The organism is Frankia sp. Cppng1_Ct_nod (assembly GCF_920656135.1).
GTDB lineage: Bacteria > Actinomycetota > Actinomycetes > Frankiales > Frankiaceae > Protofrankia > Protofrankia meridionalis.
In genome coordinates, this window is the sequence record NZ_CAKKTK010000043.1 from 22,415 (window position 1) to 38,919 (window position 16,505).

Here is a 16,505-nt window from a genome sequence, read left to right on the forward strand (position 1 = left end):
GCCGGGGCTCAGCCCGCCCGGGTGCCGTAGCGGGTGACGGCGTTTCGTCCGAGTTGTAGTGACTGGGCGTCGGCGGTCAGGTGCTTGCTGTCCATCAGGCTGAACGCGAACAGGCCCTCGGCGGTCACCTGCCGTACGTAGTCGTCGGTGAATATCGCCCGCATGTCGTTCGTCCAGGTGCTCGATGAACCGTTGTCGGGTTTGTAGTGGGCGACCATGACCGGGCCGTATTTTCCGAGGATCTGGGTCATCCTGCGGATGTCGTCGACATTGCTGGTCGAGTCCATCGCCTGGAAACTCTGGAAGTCCGACTGCCGCAGTACGTCGTCGAAATGCCCGATCAGCGACTTTCCGCCGCCCTTCGCCGGGTCGTCCCAGCGGGCCTGCCAACCACCCCAGCCGAGGGAGACCCTGGCGTTCGGCGCCATCGAATGGAAGATGCCCATGGCTGCGACGTACTGGTCCTTCAGCTTCTGGTAGTAGTTCGTCACCTCCGGGGTGGCCGCCCAGGTGTTGGCCTGGCACGGATAGGTCTGCAGTTCGGTGAACAGCGTGATGTAGAGAGGCGGCTTGCTCGCGTCACCACCGAATATCTGCGCGAGTCGTCGGGTGTCGCCAAGGAATGACGACGACAGTGGGTAGTCCCGACCGCAGGCCGCGCCGTACTTGGTCTGCACCGTGGCTACCTGACCGGCTCCGCCGAGCCACACGACAAGGTGAATCGCGTGTCCCTTCGCATAGACCCGCGGAATGAGGTCCTTTGCCCAGTTCGTCATGAATCCGAAGTCGTTGGGGCTGTTGTACCAGGTTGTAAACATTCCGAGCTGGTCTGCGACGGGTGACGTCGAGTCGCTGTCGAGAGAAGGCCCGAGACCGAACACGAGTTTGCCGGCCTGGCCGAATCCGGCCGGCCTGGCCGCCGGAGTACTGGCGGCCGTCGCGGCCGTCCCCACGGCGCGTGTCTGGCCGGTTATATCCGGCAGCGACAGGACGACGAGCCCGGCCAGCGTCACAAGAATCATAAAAGATGATTTAAATGGACGAAACGGCTTCAGTACGAACAAGACGGGCTTCTCCGCAGTTCTGCCGAAGTGTCCCCCCGGACGGGGGTAGCGTACATGCTTCCATCCGGGGCGGACGGGGACTTTGAGATCATCGTTCGTGTGTCGGCAACGACACCCGACGTCCGGCGGGACGCCTGCGACCGACCGGTTTCTCCGAACCGGACAGAAATCCCCACGGAAGGGGCAGACTTAGTGGTCACCACCAACGGTTGAGCCGGTCGGTGATGGCCTGATGGCAGTCATCCTCCGGCCGCGGGGGGAGAAACGCAGGTGGACCGAACCACGTTGCAGGTCAACACCCCGGCTGGCCAGGTGACTCTGTCCGAAGACGGGCCGTATGTGGTAGGGCGGGCCCGCCAGGCCGACATCGTCATCATCGACAGTCGGGTGTCGCGACGTCATTTCGTCCTGGAGCAGGGTGCCGACGGTTGGCTGGTGCGTGACACCAGTGCCAACGGCCTGTGGCAGGACGGCCGCCGGGTGGGCAACCTCAGCATCCGCGCAGGACAGGTCCGGATCCGCCTCGGCGCGGTGGATGGTCCGGAGGTCGTTCTCGCAGCGCAACCGCGTCAGGCTCCGCAGCCGGGGCGGCCGGCCGAACCGGTGACCGCGCTCGTCGGCAGCGCGGACGATCCAGGCCCGCGTGGCAGACCGCGGGCGACGACGGACAGCGACTCGGCGACGGCCGAGCAGATGATCGTGGGTGACGAGCGGAAGGTCCACCCGTTGCGTCCCGGGTTGGTGACGCTGGGCCGGTCCCGCGACAACGATCTGGTCGTGGACGACCTGCTTGCGTCCCGGCACCACGCACAGATCCATGTCGGTAACGGCAGGGTCGATGTCGTCGACCTGGAGTCGGCCAACGGGACGTTCGTCAACGGCCGGCGCGTGACCCACGAGCCGGTGGCGCAACGTGACGTCGTCGCCATCGGCCACCACCTGTTCCAGCTCGACGGGAACACGTTGGTCGAGTACGTCGACAGCGGTGACGTCACGTTCGAGGTCCAGGGACTGTCGGTGTGGGCCGGCGCCAAGCAGCTCATGCACGACGTCACGTTCCGGTTGCCCGCTCGGTCGCTGCTGGGTGTTGTCGGGCCGAGCGGTGCGGGCAAGTCGACGCTGCTCAACGCTCTCACCGGGTTCCGCCCGGCGGATGCGGGCACGGTCCGTTACGCCGGCCGGGATCTCTACGCCGAGTACGACGAGCTGCGCCGCCGGATCGGCTACGTCCCGCAGGCCGACCCTCTGCACGGCCAGCTGACCGTGCGCGAGGCCTTGGAGTACGGCGCGGAGCTGCGGTTCCCCGCCGACACAACCACACAGGAGCGGCGCACCCGGGTCGGAGAGGTCATCTCCCAACTCGGGTTGCACGCCCACGCCGACACACCGGTCAGCCGTCTGTCGGGCGGACAGCGCAAGCGGACCAGCGTCGCCCTCGAACTGCTGACCCGCCCGACCCTGCTGTTCCTGGACGAGCCGACGTCCGGACTGGACCCGGCGAACGACCAGTCGGTGATGGATGCGCTGCGGGGACTCGCCCGCGGCAGCGACGGTGCCTCGGGTGACGGGCGCACCGTGATCGTGGTGACCCACAGTGTGCTTTTTCTTGACCTCTGTGACTACCTGCTTGTTCTCGCGCCCGGCGGGCACGTGGCGTACTTCGGCCCGAGTGCCGGCGCGCTGCGGTTCTTCGGCAAGAAGGACTTCAAGGAGTTCGTGACCGTCTTCCGGGAGCTTGAGGCGACCTCGGGTGATGTTCTCGCCGCACGCTTCCGTGCGTCCGAGTACTACGTCCCGTCCGCGGTCGTCGCGCCGGTCGTCCGCCGGGCCCCGGCACAGTTACCCAGCGTCCGCCAGCAGCCGGTGCGGGCGCAGCTGTCCACCCTGACCCGGCGGTACCTGCGGGTCGTGCTCGCAGACCGGTCCTACCTGCGGTTGATCATTGCATTCCCGTTCCTGCTCGGGATCATCCCGCGGGTCATCCCGGCGAAGGACGGTCTTGCCGCATTGCGGGAACCTAATCCGGACGCGACCAAGGTGCTGGTCGTGCTCGTACTGTGCGCGTGTTTCATGGGAATGGCGAACTCCGTCCGCGAGATCGTCAAGGAACGCCCGATCTACCGGCGCGAGCGCACGATCGGCCTGTCACGTGCCGCCTACCTGGGCTCGAAGATCCTGGTGCTGACCGGGATCACGACGTGCCAGTGCGTGGTGTTCACGCTGATCGGGCTACTGGGGCGTACGCCGACCAACGCGGTGCTGCTCGGCGCGCCTCTCGTGGAGTGCCTCATCGCGGTGATCGTGGCCGCACTGTCCTCGATGATGATCGGTCTGCTCGTGTCGACGCTGGTGGACAGCGCGGACAAGACCATGCCGGTGCTCGTGCTCATCACCATGGGGCAGCTCGTGCTGTCCGGTGGTCTGGTTTCCGCGGTGGGACGCCCCGTGCTGGAACAGGTGAGCTGGATCGCGCCGGCCCGGTGGGGCTTCGCCGCCCTCGGCTCGACCGTCGACCTCAACGATGTGGCCAAGCTCGGCGCGGTGGGGCCGCGGGGTGATCCTCCGGACCCGCTGTGGGATCACAACGCGGCGACCTGGCTGATCGACGTCGGTGTGGGTGTGCTGGTGGGTCTGGCCGCGCTGGGTCTGACCGCGTATATGGTCCGCCGGATCGAACCGAAGGTCGGCCGGCGGAAGGCCGGCACGGACGCGCCATCCTGATCCCGTGGATCTGCCATCAGATACTGGCGGATCTGCCATCCTGATCCCGCGGATCTGCCATCAGATACTGGCGGATCTGCCATCATGGATGGTGTGGCTGTCGCGTTCGGAAGCAGAGGATCAGCGCTTGACGTGCGTCGATCGCTCCAATCATTGGTCAGCGAGGCGCTGGCCGACACCCGTGTCGTCGGCGTTGTCGGGCCCCGGCAGGCGGGCAAGTCCACGTTGGTGCGGCGCATCGTCGGCGAGTCGCCGGACGGCGTCTACATCTCGCTGGACGACCGTGATGCCCGGGTCGCGGCCGAGGTGGACCCGCGTGGCTTCCTCGCAGGGCGCTCTGGGCTCCTCGCCATCGACGAGGTGCAGCGGGTCCCCGAGCTGTTGCTCGCGCTGAAGGCTGCGGTGGACGCCGACGAGCGTCCGGGCCGGTTCCTGGTGACCGGTTCGTCGCAGCTCAGCGCGAACCGGGGTGTGTCGGAGACGCTAGCCGGACGGATCGAGCGCTTCGAGTTGTGGCCGCTGAGCCAGAGTGAGTTGGCGGCGACGGCCGGGACGCTTCGGACGGCTGAGACGTTCCTGGACCGGCTCCTCGCCGGTGTGCTGCCACTGGAGCATGCCGGCGACCTGACCAAGACCGACTATCTGGACCGGGCCGTCGCCGGCGGGTATCCGGAGGCTCTGCGCCGCTCCGGGGCGAGACGGGCCGCATGGTTCGACGCCTATGTCGAGACGGTGGTCGAGCGAGAGGCACCCGGGGTGTCGGCCTCGCCACGCACGGCCGAACTGCCACGCCTGCTCCGCCTGGTGGCGGCCCGGCATGCGAGCCTGCTCAACGTGGCTGACCTGGCCCGCGACGCGGGACTACCCGAGCGGACGGTCCACCGCTACCTGGATGTTCTCGAAGCGGTGTTCCTGGTCCGTCGCTGCCCCGCATGGGCCGTGAACCTCACCCAACGGGAGATCCGGGCGCCCAAGGTCTTCGTGACCGATCCAGGCCTGGCGGCTCATCTGCGCGGCGCCGACATCGCATCGCTGGGACGTCCGGAGATCGCTCGGGGCGCGGACGGCCCGATCCTCGAGGGAATGGTCTACAGCGAGTTGCTGCGCCAGTCGGGGTGGTCGGCGGTCAGGCCGTCGCTGTTCCACTACCGTGATCGAGCCGGGGCCGAGATCGACCTTGTGATCGAAGACCGCTCCCTGCGGGTCGTCGGGATCGAGGTGAAGGCCGCGGCTGACGTTTCGCGCCGGGACATCCGCCACCTTGTCGCCGTCCGTGACCGGCTGGGTGAGCGTTTCGTCGCCGGGGTCGTGCTGCACACCGGCGCGCGGGCCTTTCCGCTGGGTGACCGCCTTGCCGCGGTTCCCATCAGCGCTCTGTGGGCATCCTGAACGGGTTGTCACCATGTTGAACGATTTACGCTATCGTGTCCGGGATCATCCGGGCGGGAATCCCACCGCGACAGCCGTGACCGTCCAGGGTAAACGGGGGCTTGGCGTTGGCGCACATCATTTCGACGATCAACCTCAAGGGTGGTGTCGGCAAGACGACGATCACCGCGGCGCTCGCGGAGATCATAGCGGGGGATTACGGCAAGCGTGTACTGATCATCGATCTGGACCCACAGACGAACCTGACCGTCTACATGATCGGTGTAGTTCGCTGGCGGGAACTGAACGAGTCGGGTCGGACGCTTGCGACCCTCTTTCGTGACGCGGTGGATCCACGCCCGGCTGGAAGCCTGTTCGACGTCCGTGCGGCGCTGCAACGGGACGTGTCGCCGGTGCGAAGTGTCACCCAGGTCGACCTGCTGGCGTCCTCACTCGACCTCATCGACTTGCAGGACAGGTTGCTGTCCCCGTCCGGGGGTTTTTTCTACAACCCGGTCGAGCTGCTACACAGGCAGCTCGAGAAGATATCGGCCGACTACGATTATATTCTCATCGACTGCCCACCGAACCTCAGTATGCTCACCCTGAACGGGGTGAGGATCTCCGATGGCTACATAATCCCGACGATCCCCGATTTCATGTCGACCTACGGAATACCTCAGGTCCGGTCCCGGATCCAGAGGTTCGCCACGAACGTGGGGCTCGACATCCCCGCGTTCGGTCTTGTCGTCAGCAAGTACCGGGCGAACGCGTCGCTGCATCAACAGATGGCCGATTATCTGGCTCGTTCGGGGAGGGACGCAGGACTCCACGTGTTCGAATCCAGGATCCCCGAGTCGGCGGACATAGCGGCGGCGGCCGAGTTCAACGACTGGGGCACCCTGCGGCAGCGCTACGGAAACAAAGGCCAGTACGACGCGCTCGCAGCCCTGACGGCCGAGTTCATGAATGTCGTGGAGGGCGCCCGATGAGTGTCAACGACACGAGCCCCGGGGAAGGCGCGGCACCCGGGCCATCTGTGCCGTTCCCGGACCTGTTCGCCGAGCTCGGCGCGGCGAGCCACGCTCTTTCCGGGTTGGTGGACGGGTGCGGTCCAGACGTCGCCCGTACTCTGCTGCGGCTTGTCACGGTGATCGCGGGTGAGGCCGCGGCCTCGGAGCGATTCGCCACCGCTCTCGCGGATGCGCTCGGACCGTTGGCATCGGCCGCGGCTGAACAGGCGCGGACAGACCCGCCTGTGACCCCACCTCCGACGGCAGAACCCCGCGTATCAGGGTCTCTCGGGTCGACACCGGTGATATCGGAGCCGACCGTGGAGCCCGGCCGGGAACCGCTGTCGGCGTCGGGCACCCGCACCGGTGCGCGAACCGGTGCGCGGGCATCCGGCATCCGGCCGGATGGTCCGTTCGACCCTTACAAGGTCTATGCGGGTGGCGGACCTGATGATCTGCAGGCCAGGCTCGGCGACCTCGATATCGAGGAACTGAAGAACATCATCGCGCAGCACAATCTCGACCACGACAAGAAGGCGATGCGCTGGAAGACGAGGGACCGCCTCGTGCGGCGCATCATGGACAACGTCGCCAAGCGCAGCACCCACGGTTCGGCATTCGCAACGGCATGAAAGACGTGCGGGGGCGCAGCTCGCGCCCATCCCCGGCAATCTCGCCTGGACCGTGTCCGTGAAGGCGCGATTACGCTCCATGTGACAGATTCGTGGATTACAACCCTCGGGCCATGCTCCTGTCTCGGTGTCGGACCTCACCGGCGAGGTCCGACACCGAGACCACGGCAGCGGGTCAGGATCAGCGGGTCAGGATCAGGCGGCGTCGAAGTCGGCCCGCGTGCCGGACACACCCCGTGACCCGACGGTGCACAGTCCGGCGGTGCGGACGAGTGTGACGCGGTCGAGTTCCGTGCCGCTCTCGGCGATCGCGCGAACGGTCAGCGTCGCCGGCCGGCCGGGCCTCGCGGGCCTGACATCCACGGCGACGAACGAGTAGCCGGTGTAGCGGACCCGGGACCAGGCCACGACCTCAGGCGTCTTCACCCCGACACCCGTCCACGAGTAGGAGGTGATCGGAGCGACATCGTTCACATTCCCGGCGTAGCTGTCCGCGGCCGGGAAGTTGTACAGGCTGCGCCCGCCGCCGCCGACCGCCAGGTAGGTCGTCCCGTCGGTGTCCGGGTGGACGGTCCCGCCGATCGGCACCGCCTTACCAGGGCGTCCGCCACGCAGCGGGTCGGTGCGTTCGTAGATGTGGTTGTGGCCGTTGAGGACGAGGTCGACACGGTAGGTGTCGAACAAAGGCACCCACTCGGCGCGCACGCCGCCCTCGGACGCGTGCGCGTTCGTCGTCGAATAGGCGCAGTGGTGGAAGAACACGACGACGAAGTCGACGTCGGGCTGCCGGCGCAGGAACTCAAGCCGGGACTTCAACCAGGCCGTCTGGGAGCCGTTGCTATAGCCACGGTTCGCGGGGATCTCGTTCGACACGTCGTTGGCGTCGAGGCTGATCACGCCGACGTTTCCGTAGATGAACGAGTAAACCGACGGGCAGGTCCTCGGCCCGTTGCCGGGGAAGTTCCACCGGGCGATCTGGCCGCCGTAGCCATCCGGGGAGTAGAGCGCCTCCATGTCGTGATTTCCGGTCGCGACCATCCACGGTACCCGCGAGGCGACCGCTTCGATCTGCCCGAGGTAGGAGTCCCAGACGCTCGGGTCGTAGATGTCGGTCCCGTTCGCTCCGGTGGAGCTGACCGGCTTGCCCTGACCGCTGGGGTCGGCATACGCGATGTCGCCGAGCAGCAGGTGGAAAACGGGGTTCTGCCTGGCGACGACCCCGTCGTTGGCCAGCGCGTGTGCGCTGACGCCCTGGTCGCCGAATGCCGTGAACGTGAAGGGTTCCGCGTCCCAGCGTCCCCGTCGGGGTGCGGTGTGCACCGTCGAGATGGCACCTGAGGCGGTGGCGGGCTCGTAACCCTGGTGGCCAACGCCGTAGTAGTAGGTGGTGTCCGGGCGAAGCCCGTCCACCGCGACGTGCAGGTAGTACTGGTCGACCGGTCCCGCCGCTCCCGCCACGACGGAATGCAGCGGACGGACCTCGGCCGGGATGCGTCCGGACAGGTCGGAAGGATGCGTTCCGATCCGGATGAACGGCTTGTCGACGGGCACCGGCACCTGCCAGCCGATGCGGATCTGACGGCGCGGGTCGGCGCCGAAGGCGAGGTGGCGGGCGAACGGGGCGACCGACGCTCCGTTCGCGGTGGCATTGGTGGTGACCAGCGTCGGGCCTGCCGGCGGAGCTGATGCCGTGGCGGATGCGGCCGAGCTGAGCAGGCTGGGACCTGCGAGGAGTGTTCCCGCGCCGAACGCGCCGGCTCGGAACAGGGTGCGCCGGGACGGACGTTGGGCCGTCAGCCACTCGTGCTGCTCGGCCATGCTCATGCGCTCGGCGAGGCGGTCGGGAATCCCCATACGTGGCGTCTTCACGACATGTGACACTGGCCTCGTCAGCTCACGCGGCGTGGTACCCCAGGTGAATGGATTCCTACAGTTTAGACCCGGAATAGTAAACATGTCGCGTGAGGCCACAGTCGGAGATCTGCGCGGCCGCCCCGGAGGAATCAGCCGAGAGTCGGCCTTACCGCGGCGTTGCTGGAGGAACTACTTCACCTTGGCAGCAGCGGGATCAGCGCGTGGATGTCGGCGAGCGCCCGGAACTGGTCGGTGAGGTGGGTGCAGGTCGTCGGTCCGGTCAGGTCGGCGCGCAGCGTGTCGCGGAGCCCGGCCAGGCGCTGACCGACCAGACGGGTGGCGCTTGCCGCGGCGGCCGGGCAGTCGGGGCCCGGCAGGACATGGGGTGTCGCGCTGGCCGAGCGGATCGTCCCGGTGGCGAGGTCGACTGTCGCGCTGACGGCGTATTCGTGGATCACCTTCTGGGAGCCGTCCGCTTCACGGAACGTGTCGCGAAAAAGTCCCTCGACGGTCACAACGCCGGGCTGTGGGCCAGGCACCACGTCGAGCCTGCGCCGACGCCGGATGCTCCCCGGTGGCAGGTGGGGCATGGCGTGCCAGCTCAGCGGATCGGTCGCGTCCGCCAGCTCCGGGCCGGACGGCCCGACTCCGACAAGGGTGAAGCGGCCCTCGCGGTGGCTCACGTCCATCTCGCCGCCGGCCTTCCAGCCCACGCAGACGTCAACGGGCGGCATGACCGCGTTCCGCGGCCGTTTTCCGGAAAGGCGGGCGATGGCCGATCCCGAGATCAACGTGACCACGGGTACTTCGTCGAGAAGCAGTCCGAGCAGGGTGCCGTCGGCGCTCAGGTGGGGCGCGGCCTGGTCCAGCGCCGTGCGAAAGCCCGAGCTGGCCCGGGTGCCGACCAGTGCCTCGCTGCCCGCCGCGGCCGGCTCGCAGTGGACCTCGGTCACCAGGCGCCCGCCGATGTAGTCGATGGTGACGCGGGTGCTCGCCTCGGCCACGAGCTCCGCATCCACGAGCCCCGCATCCACGAGCCCAATAGTGTCGCCCGCATCACCGTCTGTGTCTACCTGGCTGGTGCCTGCCCGGGCTGTGGTCGTGCGTATGTCGCGGGCCCTGCCTACGAGGACGAGCGGGCCTTCGAGGCCATCTGGACGCAAAGCATCCACCGAACTGGTTCGACGTACCGAACCCGGGATGCGCAGCGGCGTGCCCGCGGTCGGTCCGACGGTTCCTGGCCACAGAAAAACACTGGTCACTCTTCCAAGGGTTACCAGCCCGGACGAGCCGACGCGTCGTCGAAGCCTTGACGCGGTGCCGAAAGTCGGCAATATCACGTCATCGATGTCACGTCCCGTACGGCGCCTTCATGATTGCTTTGTGGTGATCCCGATGCGCGGCGAACGTCCGGATCTAGGAGTCTGGTAGCGGGTCGGGTGTTGGCGTGTGGTAGGTCTTGCCGGCCGGGCTGGTCCAGACGTGCTCGCGGCAACCGTGACCTGTACGTGCGTGCGGACTCCGGTCCGTTCCGGGGTGTCCCGTCGGGCAAAGGCCGCGGTGACCAACGCGACCAGCGCGTCGGCCCGCCCGGATCATTCCCGCCCGGATCATTCCCAGTCGAACCGTCACCGGCACGCGCTGGGCTGGTCTGCTGCCGGGCGAATGTGTCGATCGCGCCCCACACCGCCAGGGCCTCCTCCGCCGAGAGGACCGTATGCAACTCGGCCATGCCGTCGTCGGCCGGCCACAGTTCAACCCGCCGTTCCGCCAGGGCCCGGACATGCCGCTCCTTCGCGCTGGTCGGATCGGCTGCGAGTACCGCCCGACGCAGACTGTGTCGCAGTTCCGCCCCCACCGATCTCCTCCGATGCCGGCTGATATATCCGCCACCGGTCGCCGCCATTCGCCACCGGTCGACTCGGTGGTGACCTTGGTGAGCCGGCGTTGACCTGGATGACCTCAACGGACTATGACTCGGTAGGTGGACAGCGCCGGATCTCTCCAAACGCGAGCCGGCTTCGACCACGCGGCCAGCGCGTTCGCGTCGCTCGTGGCCTGGATCACCGATGAACGTTGGGTGACTCCGGCGCTGGGTGAGTGGTCAGTACGCGACCTGGTCGGGCACACGAGCCGGGCGTTGTCGACTGTGGCGACCTACCTCGGGACGCCGAGCGGCCCAGGCGATGTGGACGCCGGCGCCCGTGCCGATCCTCTGGACGCTGTCGGCTACTACCTGGCGGTGCGTGGCGGGCTCGCCGACGCCGCGGCCGTGACCCAACGTGGCCGTGATGCCGGCGCGGCACTCGGCGACGACCCGTCAGACGCGGTCATGGCGCTGGCCACCGGGGTGCGCCAGCTGGTGCGCGAAAGTCCCGACGACGCGGTCGTCACCACCCCGGTCGGCGCCATGAGGCTGGTCGACTACCTGCCGACCCGGACCTTCGAGCTCACCGTCCACACCCTGGATCTGGCCCGTGCGCTGGGCATCCGGCCACCGGCGGCGCTGGGCACCGCCGTCGGTGGCAGCCTGCTGCTCGCCGCCGGAATCGCTGCGGTACTCCCCGACGCCGCCGACATCCTCCTGCTGCTCACCGGACGCGGCGATCTCCCCGCCGGCCTGAGCGTGGTCTGACACCAGCGACATGCCGGCCGGTGTCCATGCACCTCCGGCCGGTGTCCATGCACCTTCAGATCAGCGACTCGTAGAGGCGGGCGGTTTTTTCGGCCACGGCCGGCCAGCCGAACTCGGCGACGGCGCGGTCCCGCCCGGCCCGGCCCATGGCGGCGGCCCGCGTCGGGTCGGCGAGCAGCTCGTTGACGGCGGCGGCGAGCGCTGCGGGGTTGTCCGGCGGGACGAGCAGTCCGGTCACGCCGTCGTCCACCACTTCGGGGATGCCACCGACCCGGGAGGCGACCACGGACGTTGCGCAGGCCATGGCTTCGAGGTTGACGATCCCGAGCGGCTCGTAGACGGACGGGCAGACGAACACGGTCGCGTGCGACAACAGCTGGATGATCTCGGGTTTGGCGAGCATCCCGGAGATCCACACGACTCCCTTGCGGACGTCGCGCAGCCCGTCGACCAGATCGGTGACCTCCGCGAGCAGATCCGGGGTGTCGGGCGCGCCGGCGCACAGCACGAGCTGTGCCCGCGGGTCGAGGGCGGCCGCGGCCTTCAGCAGCACTGGCAGCCCCTTCTGCCGGGTGAGCCGACCGACGAACACCACCGACGGCTGCTGTGGGTCCACCCCGTGTCGGGCGAGGACGTCGGATCCCGGATCAGGGGTGTACTCGTCGGTGTCGATCCCGTTGCGGATGACGTGGACCTTCGCCGGATCGACCGCCGGGTAGGCCGACAGGACGTCCGCACGCATGCCCTCGCTCACCGCGATGACGGCCGCGGCCGACTCGGTGGACACCCGCTCGCACCATGATGACAGCGCATAGCCGCCGCCGAGCTGCTCGGCCTTCCACGGACGCAACGGCTCCAGTGAGTGCGAGGTCATCACGTGCGGGATCCCGTAGAGGAGGGATGCCAGGTGCCCGGCCAGGTTGGCGTACCAGGTGTGTGAGTGCACCAGGTCGGCGTCGGCGACAGCCGCGGCGGTGGACAGGTCGGCCGACACCGTTCGCAGGGCCTCACCCGCGTCCGCGAGCTGGTCCCACGGCCGGTGTGCGCGCACGGGTATGCCGTCCGAGTCGGGCCGGTCGGCGCCCTGGCAGTGCACGGTCAGGTCCACGAACCGGGCCAGTTCGCGGGCCAGGTACTCGACGTGCACCCCGGCGCCACCGTAGACCTCCGGCGGGTACTCCCTGGTCAGTAACGAGACGCGCATTCCGGCCCTTCAGCTGGTGACCCGACCTGGTGACTTCAATCGGTGATCTTAGAGCTCAGTCGGTGATCGTGACGCCTTTCCCGACGACCGTGATGCCGTCGGGGCTGACCGTGAACCCGCGTGCGGCGTCGTGTTCCTTGTCCACGCCGACCTGAACACCTTCGGGTACCACCACGTTCTTGTCGAGGATCGTGTTGCGGACGACGGCATGCCGTCCGATGACGGTGTTGTGCATGACCACAGCGTTCTCGACCTGTGCCCAGGAGTTCACCCGCACACCCGGTGACAGGACCGACCGGCGTACCAGGCCACCGGAAATGATCACTCCGTTGCTGATGACGCTGTTGAGGGCCATGCCGGTCCGGCCCGTCTCCTCGTGTACGAACTTCGCCGGCGGCAGGGACGGGACGTTCGTCAGGATCGGCCAGTGCCGGTTGTACAGGTTGAACACCGGGTCGACCGCGCACAGGTCCATGTGCGCGTCGAAGTAGGAGTCGAGGGTGCCGACGTCACGCCAGTAGCCACGGTCCCGTGCGTTCGCGCCGGGGACCTCGTTGTCCGCGAAGTCGTAGACCTGCGCCACGCCTTCCTTGGCCAGCATCGGGATGATGTTCCCACCCATGTCGTGGACGCTGTTCTCATCGTCCGCGTCGGCCCGTAGCGCCTCGATGAGGACGTCGGTGGAGAAGACATAGTTGCCCATGGACGCGAAGGTCTCCTCGGGGCTGTCCGGCAGGCCGGGGGGATCCGCGGGCTTCTCGAGGAACGCATCGATCGTGTGGCCGTCCGCGCCGGGGCGGATCACGCCGAGCTGTGTCCCTTCGGCCCGGGGTACACGCAACCCCGCGACGGTCGCCCCGGCACTGTTCGCCAGGTGCTGTTCGACCATCTGTCGCGGGTCCATCCGGTAGACGTGGTCGGCACCGAACACGACCACGATGTCCGGCTGGTCGTCATGGATGAGGTTCAGGGACTGGTGGATAGCGTCCGCCGACCCGGTGTACCAGTGGGGGCCGAGCCGTTGCTGCGCCGGTACCGGGGTGACGTAGTTGTCAAGCAGGTTGCTCATCCGCCAGGTGGTGGTGATGTGGCGGTCCAGGCTGTGGCTCTTGTACTGCGTGAGTACGCAGATCCGCAGGTAACCCGCGTTGGCCAGGTTCGACAGGACGAAGTCGATCAGTCGGTAGAGGCCACCGAAGGGGACGGCTGGTTTCGCCCGGTCGGCGGTGAGCGGCGCGAGCCGTTTGCCCGCGCCACCGGCCAGTACGACGCCCAGCACTCTCGGCTCTGACATGGCAGACCTCCCGGGGTGGCGTCGGTGATCGGCTGGGACTGGGCTGGTAACCCCGTGGCCTCCGACGGCACGAAAAACATGATCGCACTGTCTTCGGTCGGCTGGCAGCCCCGGAGGCCTCCGGCCGGGCCAGCAGTCCCGGAGCCTAACAACGCGTGGCTGACCGCGGTGTTCGGCCCGGGAATCCGCATGACCTGTCCCAACACCGGGTCTACCTGATTATCCCGGATACGCCGAGTCAGAAACCCGCGATAAAGATCATCTGTTGCGGTCGTGTGACCGGCGCCATCTCGCCGGCCTTATGCGCTCGGCTATGCGCTCGGCTTGGTCAGGTCGTAGACGGTCGTACCTCCGACAGTGGTCTGCGTGAAGTTCTGCTGGACCCAGGCGGCGACAGCACTGGCGGTGCCACCGCTCTGGCCGCCGCCCATGCCCGTCCCACCGCCGCCGATGAAATAGTGGATCTTTCCTTGGCTGACGTACTCCTGGAACTGCGTGAGCGTGGGTGTGGGGTCAGTGCCGTTGAAGCCGCCGATGGCCATCACGGGATCACCGGTCGTGATCTGGATGCCGGCCGCGGAATTGGAGCCGACGGTGGCCGCAACCCAGGTGTAGCGCCCTGCGTCCTGCCGGAGAGCCGTGACCAGCGCGGCGTCCGGTTTCCCGGCGTTGAGAAGACTTCCGGGGCCGCCGGCTGCCCGGCCGAACATCGCGCCGCCCTGCCTACCGGCACCGCCCTGACCGGTCATCGTGCCCTGGCCTGTGGTGCCACCCTGCGGGAAGCCACCGCCGCCGAAGCCGCCCGCGCGGGGACCACCGCCACCGAAACCGCCACCGAAACCGCCACGGGGACCACCGCCCGGACCGCCGAAGCCCGAGGGTCCCGCGGACGGGATGGCGCCGCTGTGCGTGGCGGAAGCTGTTTCGACCGCGTAGGCGGCCGGCCCGGTGACCGCCGCGACGACACTCACGGTGGCCATCACCACGGCGGCGCGACGAGCGAGTTTCGGGGGGAGTACGAGTGCGAGGATCAGCGCGACAACGGCAGCGCCACCGAGAAGGACCACGACTGGCCGTAGCCACGGGTGCCAGTTGGGCGTCCGGTTGAGTAGGACGTACGCCCAGGCGGTCGTGGCGGCAAGTGCCGCCGCCAGCGCCAGGCAGGAGAGCAGCTGGTCACGGTGGCGCCACAGCTGCGTGCCACCGATACCGACGACGGCTCCGATCGCCGGCGCGAGCGCCACCGTGTAGTACGGGTGGATGATCCCCTGGGCGAAGCTCAGGGTGAGGCCGGTGACGAGGAGCCAGCCACCCCACAGCACAAGGGCCGCTCGGGTTCTGTCCGTGCGCGGGGCTCGCCGGCCGAGCGTGAGCCCGGCCACCAGGAGAATCAGCGCGGCCGGGATGAGCCAGGAGATCTGCCCGCCCATTTCGGAGTTGAACATCCGGGTCAGACCGGTTGCACCCCAGCGACCGCCACCGGCGCCCCCCATCCCGCCGACGCTGCCGGCCTCGTTGCCGTTGAGCCGTCCGAAGCCGTTGTAGCCGAAGATCAGGTTGAGGATGCTGTTGTTCTGCGAGCCGCCGATGTAGGGCCGGGAGTTCTTCGGCCACAGTTCCACAGCCGCGACCCACCAGCCCGCGGCGAGGATCATCGCTGCCCCGGACAGCAGAAGCTGGCCTGTCCTGCGCCGGACCGACGTCGGTGCGGCCACCAGGTAGGTGAGCGCGAACGCCGGCACGACCAGGAACGTCTGCATCATCTTCGCGAGAAAGCCGAAACCGACGAACACGCCCGCCCAGACGATCCAGCGGGTGCTTGCGTTCTCCACGGCCCGGACGGTCGCGTACGCACCGAGGACCAGCAGCAGGACGAGCAGTGCATCCGGGTTGTTGAACCGGAACATCAGCACCGCCACCGGTGTCAACGCGAAGACGGCGCCGGCCAGCAGAGCGGCGGCGGGGGAGAACCAGCGCCGGACCGTCGCGTACAGCACGCCGACGGCCGCGACACCCTCGAGCGCCTGCGGGACGAGCACACTCCACGAATTGAGCCCGAAGACGCGGACGAACATATCCATCACCCACAGTGAAGCCGGCGGCTTGTCCACGGTGATGAAGTTCGACGCGTCCGAGGAACCGAAGAAGAACGCCTCCCAGCTCGTCGAACCGGCCTGGGCCGCGGCGGTATAGAAGGCGTTCGCCCATCCGGACGCACCCAGACCCCACAGGTAGAGGATCGCGGTCCCTGTGAGAAGGGTGAGCAGGGCGGGGCGTACCCAGGGCTGGTCGGCTTCCCTGCCGCGCAGGAAGTACCGTGCCCACGCCGCGGGCGATGGTCGGCTGTGCGCGGTGGCCGGGCCGGGGGGGACGGGGGAAACTCCGGCCGGGACGGGGGAAGCTCCGGCCGGGACGGGGGAAGCTCCGGCCGCCTGGTCCGGAAAGGTTGTGGTCACGTTCAGGTCCTCATCGTCAGGGCCGGGAGTCGAACGGCGCGGGGAGCCGACGCCTGCGGCATCGGTCTGCTGCCGCGCACGGTCAGCGCAGTCCTTGTCGCCGTCATCGTCCTATCGTCCGGTTCCAGGCTGACGTGGACCTGACGCAAGCCTGGGAGTCGCCTGAAGCATCCAGCCCGTTTCGGTCATAGGTGCATTGCCCGGTAGCTCCCACCAGGACCGCCTCGCCCGCGACGGTGGACCCGGGTACGGGATCAGCGGGTG

Annotated in this window: 11 protein-coding genes; 5 read left to right on the forward strand and 6 right to left on the reverse strand. The window is 68.0% G+C overall.

Annotation, left to right across the window (positions count from 1 at the left end; all coding sequences use genetic code 11):
* Positions 1–8: 8 nt before the first annotated feature.
* Positions 9–1,022: a hypothetical protein gene (locus NBW77_RS13585; protein ID WP_131744802.1), complete on the reverse strand. Its 1,014-nt coding sequence runs from the start codon at positions 1,020–1,022 to the stop codon at positions 9–11.
* Positions 1,023–1,334: 312 nt separating this feature from the next.
* On the opposite strand from NBW77_RS13585, the gene NBW77_RS13590 reads away from it, so the two are divergent.
* The 4 genes from NBW77_RS13590 (at position 1,335) to NBW77_RS13605 (ending at position 6,798) form a co-directional block, all read left to right on the forward strand.
* Positions 1,335–3,785 (forward strand): ATP-binding cassette domain-containing protein, encoded by a 2,451-nt coding sequence (locus tag NBW77_RS13590; protein WP_250279841.1) that lies wholly within the window; start codon positions 1,335–1,337, stop codon positions 3,783–3,785.
* Between the two features lie 132 nt (positions 3,786–3,917).
* Positions 3,918–5,174: an ATP-binding protein gene (locus tag NBW77_RS13595; RefSeq protein WP_207386761.1), complete on the forward strand. Its 1,257-nt coding sequence runs from the start codon at positions 3,918–3,920 to the stop codon at positions 5,172–5,174.
* A gap of 101 nt (positions 5,175–5,275) precedes the next feature.
* Positions 5,276–6,145 (forward strand): ParA family protein, encoded by an 870-nt coding sequence (locus NBW77_RS13600; protein WP_207386762.1) that lies wholly within the window; start codon positions 5,276–5,278, stop codon positions 6,143–6,145.
* Complete coding sequence (locus NBW77_RS13605; RefSeq protein ID WP_131744805.1) at positions 6,142–6,798, forward strand: hypothetical protein; 657 nt, start codon at positions 6,142–6,144, stop codon at positions 6,796–6,798. The genes NBW77_RS13600 and NBW77_RS13605 overlap by 4 nt, the downstream gene beginning before the upstream one ends.
* Positions 6,799–6,993: 195 nt before the next feature.
* On the opposite strand, the gene NBW77_RS13610 is transcribed toward NBW77_RS13605, so the two are convergent.
* Positions 6,994–8,652, reverse strand: coding sequence for a purple acid phosphatase family protein (locus NBW77_RS13610; RefSeq protein WP_207386765.1), 1,659 nt, complete (start codon positions 8,650–8,652; stop codon positions 6,994–6,996).
* A 194-nt stretch (positions 8,653–8,846) separates the two neighbouring features.
* Entirely contained in the window at positions 8,847–9,671 is an 825-nt protein-coding gene (locus NBW77_RS13615) for a DUF2889 domain-containing protein (RefSeq protein WP_250279842.1), read from the reverse strand.
* A gap of 965 nt (positions 9,672–10,636) precedes the next feature.
* Here NBW77_RS13615 and NBW77_RS13620 point away from each other — a divergent pair.
* Positions 10,637–11,287: a maleylpyruvate isomerase family mycothiol-dependent enzyme gene (locus NBW77_RS13620; protein ID WP_131744809.1), complete on the forward strand. Its 651-nt coding sequence runs from the start codon at positions 10,637–10,639 to the stop codon at positions 11,285–11,287.
* A 55-nt stretch (positions 11,288–11,342) separates the two neighbouring features.
* Here NBW77_RS13620 and glgA read toward each other — a convergent pair whose 3' ends face one another.
* The 3 genes from glgA to NBW77_RS13635 all read right to left on the reverse strand — a co-directional run bounded on the left by glgA (position 11,343) and on the right by NBW77_RS13635 (position 16,241).
* Positions 11,343–12,491: a glycogen synthase gene (glgA, locus tag NBW77_RS13625; RefSeq protein WP_250279843.1), complete on the reverse strand. Its 1,149-nt coding sequence runs from the start codon at positions 12,489–12,491 to the stop codon at positions 11,343–11,345.
* A 55-nt stretch (positions 12,492–12,546) separates the two neighbouring features.
* Entirely contained in the window at positions 12,547–13,785 is a 1,239-nt protein-coding gene (gene glgC, locus NBW77_RS13630; protein ID WP_250279844.1) for a glucose-1-phosphate adenylyltransferase, read from the reverse strand.
* Positions 13,786–14,096: 311 nt separating this feature from the next.
* Positions 14,097–16,241 (reverse strand): ArnT family glycosyltransferase, encoded by a 2,145-nt coding sequence (locus NBW77_RS13635; protein WP_250279845.1) that lies wholly within the window; start codon positions 16,239–16,241, stop codon positions 14,097–14,099.
* Positions 16,242–16,505 lie beyond the last annotated feature (264 nt).